General features: G+C 42.0%; 9 protein-coding genes and 1 pseudogene. 5 read left to right on the forward strand and 5 right to left on the reverse strand.

The window, feature by feature from the left end; genetic code table 11:
* Positions 1-100: 100 nt before the first annotated feature.
* The 3 genes from G7Y39_RS12730 to G7Y39_RS12740 form a co-directional block, all read right to left on the reverse strand.
* On the reverse strand, positions 101-316 hold the full coding sequence (locus tag G7Y39_RS12730; RefSeq protein WP_206225172.1) for a hypothetical protein: 216 nt from the start codon (positions 314-316) through the stop codon (positions 101-103).
* 148 nt (positions 317-464) lie between these two features.
* Positions 465-1,295 (reverse strand): RloB domain-containing protein, encoded by an 831-nt coding sequence (locus G7Y39_RS12735; RefSeq protein ID WP_165157822.1) that lies wholly within the window; start codon positions 1,293-1,295, stop codon positions 465-467.
* Complete coding sequence (locus G7Y39_RS12740; protein ID WP_165157823.1) at positions 1,288-2,610, reverse strand: ATP/GTP-binding protein; 1,323 nt, start codon at positions 2,608-2,610, stop codon at positions 1,288-1,290. The genes G7Y39_RS12735 and G7Y39_RS12740 overlap by 8 nt, the downstream gene beginning before the upstream one ends.
* Positions 2,611-3,002: 392 nt before the next feature.
* Between G7Y39_RS12740 and G7Y39_RS12745 the strand changes: the two genes are divergently transcribed.
* Both G7Y39_RS12745 and G7Y39_RS12750 read left to right on the forward strand, forming a co-directional pair.
* Entirely contained in the window at positions 3,003-4,289 is a 1,287-nt protein-coding gene (locus G7Y39_RS12745) for a Fic family protein (protein WP_165157824.1), read from the forward strand.
* Positions 4,290-4,380: 91 nt separating this feature from the next.
* A complete protein-coding gene (locus tag G7Y39_RS12750; protein WP_206225173.1) occupies positions 4,381-4,929 on the forward strand; it encodes a hypothetical protein in 549 nt (182 codons plus the stop codon).
* Here the strand turns inward: G7Y39_RS12750 and G7Y39_RS12755 are convergent.
* Complete coding sequence (locus G7Y39_RS12755) at positions 4,922-5,233, reverse strand: restriction endonuclease subunit S (protein ID WP_165157828.1); 312 nt, start codon at positions 5,231-5,233, stop codon at positions 4,922-4,924. The two genes, G7Y39_RS12750 and G7Y39_RS12755, sit on opposite strands and share 8 nt — an antisense overlap.
* A 61-nt stretch (positions 5,234-5,294) precedes the next feature.
* On the opposite strand from G7Y39_RS12755, the gene G7Y39_RS12760 reads away from it, so the two are divergent.
* The 3 genes from G7Y39_RS12760 (at position 5,295) to G7Y39_RS12770 (ending at position 7,690) form a co-directional block, all read left to right on the forward strand.
* Positions 5,295-5,618, forward strand: a complete 324-nt coding sequence (locus G7Y39_RS12760; protein WP_165157825.1) for a hypothetical protein — start codon at positions 5,295-5,297, stop codon at positions 5,616-5,618.
* Positions 5,611-5,979, forward strand: coding sequence for an IS66 family insertion sequence element accessory protein TnpB (tnpB, locus tag G7Y39_RS12765; protein ID WP_165157826.1), 369 nt, complete (start codon positions 5,611-5,613; stop codon positions 5,977-5,979). The genes G7Y39_RS12760 and tnpB overlap by 8 nt, the downstream gene beginning before the upstream one ends.
* Positions 5,980-6,064: 85 nt before the next feature.
* Positions 6,065-7,690: an IS66 family transposase gene (locus G7Y39_RS12770; RefSeq protein ID WP_165157827.1), complete on the forward strand. Its 1,626-nt coding sequence runs from the start codon at positions 6,065-6,067 to the stop codon at positions 7,688-7,690.
* A 90-nt stretch (positions 7,691-7,780) separates the two neighbouring features.
* Here G7Y39_RS12770 and G7Y39_RS13750 read toward each other — a convergent pair.
* Positions 7,781-8,129, reverse strand: a pseudogene (locus G7Y39_RS13750) (hypothetical protein); the annotation flags it as partial.

Raw genomic sequence — 8,129 nt, forward strand, 5'->3', positions numbered from 1 at the left:
GACCCTCCGCCTTGTAGCGAATGTAAAAGTTTTCAAAATCTTCGTTGCTGTAATACATAATTTATCAAGATTAATGTTACAGCCGCGAATGTAGTCGGTTTTACTCAGGCTGTGCTTGGACGCTTACATTATAATATCGCGGCATGAAGTTTTGTCCTTCTCCTGCATATATGATAGCCTCTTTGTCAAACGAGTAAGCATCAAAGTACTTTTGTTCTTCTGAACGGTCAAAGAATGGGAACAACCATTCGTGATAGTCTGTTTGTGCATCTTGAACATCTCCATTACCGTTTGCAATTGTTGCAATGTCACCCAATCTTACATACTGTCCTTTTCTATGGGCAAACAGTTTATCAATAACTCAAGTTTCGGATTTAGCATGATACCATAAATTGGTCATAAAAAAGGCTTTATAGTCGGCCTTGATATCTTATTCGTGGCAGAGCTGGGATCGACAACTCTGTTCACATTCTTTTGTTATTTTTCATTCTCTCCCTGAATTCTTGCTTCTTTTGCACAAAAGACTTGTACTCGTCGCCTAAACGCAACAATACATCTTTTGCAAAGATATGCATTTGAGTAGAGAGAATATTTGGTATGCCATTAGTTTCTTGATAGTGCTCTATCGAATGAGCAATTCCTTCCTTCAAATGCTCAAAAGCCTTTCTGGTGTCCAATCCTCCTCCATTGTTGAATGTCCCATTCACCATCTTAAGTTTCGAACTTCTTTGTGATGGCGTCTCTTCCAATACCTCTTTCAAATCACCATAAGGATTGTTCCTGTAACAATAGTAAAGCCATATCTCAAAATTCGGATTGCTGATAATCCAAATAGGAGAACCCTTTTCGCTATTCCCCAGAATCTCTTTTAGCTCATTTTCATAATGATCAACGTCCGTAAACATGTAAATTACATCCACGGAATCCAACTTGACGCTTCTTCCGGATGTATGGATTGTTCCATTCTGATAAATGCCTTCAAATGCAGAAAGCATCATCTTAGGCGTTAATCCGCCTTCACCCTCCTTCGTTGATACAAAAATAACATCCACCGTCTTGAATGTATGCTTTCTCTCCAACTCATTAAGGAATGTACGCTCACGTTCCGTACCTCCGGATATTACACAAACCAAACTGTACGATAACGTACCATCTTCCTTTTTATAGGCAGAGGGTATTTGCATGTATGAATCTGGAGCAGTTTCAGTATCCTGAGGCGAAGATTTTTTCTTCGCTTGTTCGTCCGCAAGCACTCTTATTCCTGGCAGTTTCTTATATGTCAGCTTTCTATCCATTCTTCTGTAGCAGATTTACATAACGGATAGCGCCATATCGTCCTTCTTTATACCCACGCATTGGGGAAATAGTATGGTGCTCCTTGAAATCATTGTGTGAATACATAATAGATGCGCCTTCTTTCTTGTCCACAAACCAGATTTCATCCGAGCGAAGTATGTCGCGTTCGTCAAGCAACTGTTCCTCATGAGTCGTAAATATAAGCTGTCCCTTAGTATCCTCTGTCTTTGAGAAAAATTCTACAATGCCCTTTACCATAGTTGGACTAAGACAGCAGTTTATTTCGTCAACCACTACAGTCTTACTCTGGACCGTCGCATAATAGAGAGCCGGAAGAAGCGTCAATGCACGTAATGTTCCATCCGATTGCGAACTTGTATCCAAATGCCCGACATAGCCTTGTTTACCAATATTGTCGAACATCAGTTGATATACTTTTCTGACGCCATCTTCCATATTTATGGCTAGTACCGGCATATTGTTCGCATTCAACGACATGGACTTTACCTTATCAATGTCGCCCGGAATTGAACTGGCAATCTCAATATGATTCTTTGCCCATTGATCGAAATCACTTTCCATGAGATTCATGTCGTTTATTCCTACCTCCAAGCCGTAGATCAATTTACGGGCAAACGCCATCATCAGTTTGTTGTCACGCAGCAGTTCTATTAAAGTAGGAAGAAATGAGTGAACACCAATAATTTCAAGTTGTGCCTTAAACCATTTTGCAGCAAACTTACATCTGGAATCCGTGATTATTGGAAATTCTCCATTCAAAGACAGCAACGAGGACATAGGATTCTTTGCTAAAAGTCTCTTTGTCGCATCGGCAATAGCCTCCTCAACTTCTACGCCATCGGCAAACTCAACATTTAGTTTCTTACGCTCAAAGATACATTCTATCTTGCCATCAAGAGGGAATGTTTCATATAAACCCTCCTTTTCAATAGCTTTCTGCGAAATTTCAATCTCATAAAAGTAGAACTTATTCTGGTTCTCAAACTCAATAGCCAGATATATAGGATCCCTCATCGCATCCTTTTTTAAAAGGTAAAAGAACTTCTGCAACTCAATGTTCTTGATAAAATCCTTATCCAGCGCAAAAGCTCTAATAAATTCAAGAGCCTTAACAATATTTGACTTGCCCGCACCATTAGAACCATAGATAGCAGCCATCTTCAAGATGGGCAATTTGCCGGCAGCCATAGAAATATGGCTAGACAAAAATGTTCGTTTCATGTTAGGGAACATATCAAACTGCACCTCATTGTCAAACGAGAGGAAGTTCTTCAGGATAATGCGGAGTATCATAGTTGAATGGATTTATAAGTTAATTGCCTTGATTACAAAATTCATGCATAGGAACATAATAAGATTTTCTGCGTGCAAATATACTGCATTCGCTTTAATAGGTGAAATTTTCACGTGAAATTTTTACCGGTTTAGTCATTGTTTAACATATATATGAATTTACAGTCTATATCTAAATCCGAAACTTGAGTCAATAATCGCAGACATTGCAGATACGCAATCCCTAATTTGGTTCGAAAATACAGATGCAAGTCAAGCTAATCAGACGTTTTACGCCTAAAATCATCGCATTTTTTGCGATATTATAAGGTTTTTCTTGTTGATACGACAATAACTGAGTATTTTTGTCGCAAATATTGCGACGTTTTTCGTTGTTTAATGACGCATCAGATATGTATATACACGAAAGAGACAATTGGACTGCATTCCGTTGGAATGCGACTGAACTGACGGCACTTCTTGAAGAAGTGAACCGTAAACAGGGTTTGTTATATGGCAGGCTTGCCTCGCTTGGCTTTGATAGCAAATTAAAAGCGATGGCGGAGAATCTGACGTATGATGTCGTTTATTCGTCAGAAATAGAAGGAATACGATTGAATGTGGATGAAGTACGTTCATCTATTGCTCGAAAATTGGGTATAGAAAATGTCAAACAGACAGCACCGTCTCACTACATAGATTCTGTTGTGGCAGTCATGCTTGATGCAGCAAATCATTATGACCGGTTTTTGACGAAAGAGAAAATTTGTGCATGGCAAGCAGCATTCTTTCCGACAGGTTTCAGCGAAGGCTCGCAGATTGAAGTTGGACAGTATCGTACAAACGAGGAACATATAGTTTCCGGGATGTTCGGTCGCGAGAAAATCCATTATATTGCTCCCTCACCGGAACGCGTGGACGAAGAAATGGCGCATTTTCTTGATTGGTTCAACAGTCAGGAAAATATAAATTCGGTTATACGGTCTGCCATTGCACATTTCCGGTTTGTCAGCATTCATCCATTTGAAGATGGGAACGGACGCCTGGCACGCATACTTTCTGATATGTTGTTGGCTCGTGCTGATAAAAGCGAGTTCAGATTTTATAATATCTCCTCGCAAATAAATAAAGATAAAAACCACTATTACGATATTTTGGAGAAAGCTCAACGCGGCGATGGTGACATCACAGAATGGATATGCTGGTACGCCAAAACGTTGTCTGTTGCACTTGACGAAGCGGAAAATATCGTCAGTACCACCTTGAACAAAAGTTTCTTTTGGCAAAAGGCTTCTTCTGTACCACTTAGCCAACGGCAGACCGATATGCTGAACCTGTTCCTTGGTGGCTATGAAGCAAAGATAACTTCCAAAACTTGGGCATCATTGGCTAAATGTTCCAAAGACACAGCCATACGGGATATTCAAGATCTTGTAGACAAAGAGATTCTTCGAGAAGATATTCCCGGTGCCAAACGACCGAGCTATTCCATTATATATGACCCGGAAGACATCACTGCCTTTTTTTCTGAAATCAGCATCGAGCAGCAAAATGGGAATCAATACATCAAAGCCCTCTATAAAGGCAAGTTACAAGTGTGCGAAAGAATTTTATCACTTGATGCAGAGCGACTTGAAAAAGGCGACCTTCCATTAAAAAACCTGCTTGCCAAGTATTGCTCCTATTTGAGGATAAGCTAAGAAATTTGCATATTAATAGTCCTTAATCAAGGGGATTATTCATCAAACGAAGTCCATAGGTTTAGCACATAATACTTGGCAGAAAACAGAATTGAGAAAGGTATTGCAAGAACGAAACGAAAAAAACACAAAAGGATATGAGATTTGTTCAGTTTCCGTGACACAAGGAGTTGTTAATCAGATTGAGTATCTTGGACGTTCTTTTGCAGCAAAAGACACGCTGCATTACAATGTTGTTAAGTATGGCGACATGGTTTACACAAAAAGCCCAACAGGAGATTTCCCTTATGGTATAGTGAAACGAAGCAACGTAAAATGCGATGTAGCAGTTTCGCCCTTGTATGGTGTATATAAGCCTGTGAATAACTTTGTCGGGATTATTCTACACTTCTATTTCATGCAGCCGAACAACGCTCTAAACTATTTACATCCACTTATTCAGAAAGGCGCAAAGAACACCATAAACATAACGAACGGGCGTTTCTTGGAGAATACCATTCCTCTTCCAAAGAAAGAAGACGAAACTAAACACCTTGCTTGGGTATTGACATCAATTCAGAACAAGATAATATTAGAACAGGATTTATTACATTCATACCAAAAGCAGAAGCAATACTTGCTCCGTCAGATGTTTATATGAACATTTGACGGAGAAGATGTTGTCTTTGAGTAACATACTGTTCAAGCATTGTTTTTTCGGTGCTTATCTTCATTGTTACACTGCTCAATACTGAGTGTATGCGCTTTTGATTATACAAGGATGGCAAAGTAATGCTTGCTTTCTCGAAGTCTGCTTTGCAAAGATTAAACCGTGTGCTTCCTTGTGCAAACGGATATATAAACTTTCTAAACGGCATGGAAGAAACGTAGTATGATAGGTATGGTGAATAAGCCTGTTCTTCATTTACGATATGAACACCGTAAGCATTCGAACAAATACACATTGTACCCCCTAGGGTTTGGTTGTAGTTTTGCTTACGCAATAACAACCAAACCTCAATTGTAATGAACAAATCAGAATTTGAAGAATTAGAACTGCAGGTGCAACAAAGTGAGCTTCCATTGAAGTCGTACCTGCAGCAGATAGGTATCAGTTATTCAACATACCACTACTGGCGCAAAAAATGTTCTGTCGACAAAGATAGTCTTAAACAAGAGTTAGCTCCAATCCGTTTCAAACAACCAGCCATGGAATTGACCTTGGGAGAAGAAGTGCCGCAGGGTGTAGCTTTACTCTTCCCCAATGGACTTCGTGCCCACTTCGGTAGCGGATCTGAGAAGCTGTTGATGGAACTGTTGACGCAAAGTCTCCAAGGCGGCCATGTTTAGTCTGAACGACACGATGCGCTACTTCCTGTGTCCCGGCAGGACGGATATGCGCAAGGGTATCAGTTCGCTGTGCGGACTGGTACATGAGAAGATGAAGAGCGAAGTGAAGAACGGCGATGTGTTCATCTTCATCGGGTCCAGCCGTAAACTCATGAAGCTGCTTCATGCGGAAGACGGTGGCATGGTGATGTACATCAAACGGCTGGAGGCAGGGCGCTTCAAACTGCCGGAATATGACCCTGGATCAAACAGCTATCCCATGGAATGGCGTGATCTTGTGATGATAGTTGAGGGTATTCAGGAGAATCCGGGCCAGAGGCTCCGGCGGCTGAGGGCAGAACGCAAGGAGTACCATGTATAATCTGTTTTTATTGAATAAAAGTACTGATATGTTTTCGTAATCCACTAATAATTAGTATCTTTACATCAACAAAAAGAGACAGACAATGAATGAAAAGGATATATTGCTCAAGACGATAGAAGGGCTGAATGCCTCTGTTGCTTCATTGTCTGCCACCAACAAAAATCAAGCGGAGCAGATTAAAAACCTGCAGGAACGCATCAAAGAGTTGACGGCTCAGGTCGCATGGCTGAACCGCCAACTCTTTGGCCGTAAAGCTGAGAAGCTCCCTGTCTATGCTTCCGACATGCCTGATCTCTTTGCCGATGAGTTTGCCGGACTTCAGCGCCAAGCTGAAGAGAAGCGAGACGAAGCTGTGAAGAAGATCGAAAAGGAATCTGCCGAGGCAAAGAAGCAGAAGCGTCAGAACCGCCAAATGGTGGAAGACCTGCCCGTGCTCGAAACCGAGGTGATAGAGCCGGACGGTGTGGACCTGTCCTTGTACCGCAGAATAGGCGAAGAGGTAACCAGAGTCGTCAAGCACAAGCCGGGAATGCTTTATGTCAAGGAGATAGTCCGTCCCAAATATGCGCTTAAGGATAACACGCTACTTCCACCTGATGGCCAGAAAGGTGTGGAGATTGCTCCCATGCCGCTGATGCCTGTCGACAGGTGCATCGCTGACACCAGCCTGCTAGCCGAGATATTGCTTCAGAAATATGAATATCACGTTCCGTTCTACCGGCAGATACAGCAATACCGGCATCTTGGGATGAAAGGTCTTACGGAAGGCACGCTGGACGGATGGTTCAAGAAAACGGTAGAACTGCTCAAGCCCCTGTATGAGGTACTCAGGCAAGAGGTCTTCTCCTGTGACTATGTACAGGCGGACGAAACTACCGTTCCGGTCATCAACAAGGAAAAGCACAAGGCCGATAAGGAATATCTCTGGATGGTAAGGTCAGTCATGAAGAAACTGGTCATCTTCCATTACGAGAAGGGATCGAGAGCTGGAGCGGTCATCGAATCTCTGGCAAATCAATATAACTTCAAGGGATACCTTCAATGCGACGGTTTTGCAGGTTATGAGACAGCCTTCAAGACCAATCCGGACGTGCGCTTGCTCAATTGCCTGGTGCATATCCGCCGTCATTTTGAGCAGGCCCTTGATGAAAACAGGGAGATCGCAGAACATGGGCTGACCCAGATACAGCATGTCTACAAGATAGAGCGCTGCTGTGACGAAGCAGGTTTGTCGTACGATGAACGCAAGGCGAAGCGTCAGGAACTGGCCCGTCCCATCCTGGAAGCCATGAAGGCATGGATGGAAACGGAAGGCATCAAGTACAGTCCCGGATCACAGGCCGGTAAAGCCATCACGTATGCCTATACCCGATGGGACAACATGATGAGGTGTCTGGAGGACGGACGTTTGCTTTGGGATAACAATTTGGCTGAAAATGTCATACGTCCAATCACTCTGGGAAGGAAGAATTATCTCTTCTGTGGCAACCACGAAGCAGCGGTCAACATGTCAATCATCTGTTCTCTGCTGGCTACTTGCAAGGCACACGAGGTCAACCCGAGGGATTATCTGAATGATATCATCGCTCGGATGCCCTATCATAAAAAGGCGAACCGTGAAGAACTCGTGCATCTACTTCCACACAAATGGACGTTGGAACATCCTGAAAGTATATTGACAAAACAAAACGTGGAATCTGCCAACTAATGTTGGCTGAAACCATATAGGTTCAACAAAACAATAGCGACTGCAACTGTCAGGTTCATAGTGACAGTTGCTGTTATTGTATATAAAGGTTTAGCACCTGTAGTTAGTCGAATGCTTACCGTTCTCATTCACGACATTGTAGGAATAGACATTCAAATATGTTATGAACGGTTTGCCTTTTCCGAAATCCTCTGCTGACTTTCCCGATAATCCAGAGTATGAATATCCTAATTCAGCAAAAGAAGTCTTTATGCAATCACTATACCTCTTGTATAAAGAATCATTTAGCCCCTTGATTAAGGATTCCAGTTTCTCAATGATTTTGTTTTGGGTCGCAATGCGTTTGTCAAGCAAATCTAATAATCGAGATATTTTAAGTTGCTCTTTTTTGTCGGGCGTATAATAAAAACGAATTGTTGCTAAGTCCTCACTATTAATA

This window comes from Parabacteroides sp. ZJ-118, assembly GCF_011038785.1.
GTDB lineage: Bacteria > Bacteroidota > Bacteroidia > Bacteroidales > Tannerellaceae > Parabacteroides.

Bases quoted from the DNA above. Each gene is read 5' to 3' on its own strand.
- G7Y39_RS12735 (WP_165157822.1), bottom strand. From the start codon at position 1,295: ATGGATAGAAAGCTGACATATAAGAAACTGCCAGGAATAAGAGTGCTT.
- G7Y39_RS12740 (WP_165157823.1), bottom strand. From the start codon at position 2,610: ATGATACTCCGCATTATCCTGAAGAACTTCCTCTCGTTTGACAATGAG.
- G7Y39_RS12745 (WP_165157824.1), top strand. From the start codon at position 3,003: ATGTATATACACGAAAGAGACAATTGGACTGCATTCCGTTGGAATGCG.
- G7Y39_RS12755 (WP_165157828.1), bottom strand. From the start codon at position 5,233: ATGTGTATTTGTTCGAATGCTTACGGTGTTCATATCGTAAATGAAGAA.
- G7Y39_RS12760 (WP_165157825.1), top strand. From the start codon at position 5,295: ATGAACAAATCAGAATTTGAAGAATTAGAACTGCAGGTGCAACAAAGT.
- tnpB (WP_165157826.1), top strand. From the start codon at position 5,611: ATGTTTAGTCTGAACGACACGATGCGCTACTTCCTGTGTCCCGGCAGG.
- G7Y39_RS12770 (WP_165157827.1), top strand. From the start codon at position 6,065: ATGAATGAAAAGGATATATTGCTCAAGACGATAGAAGGGCTGAATGCC.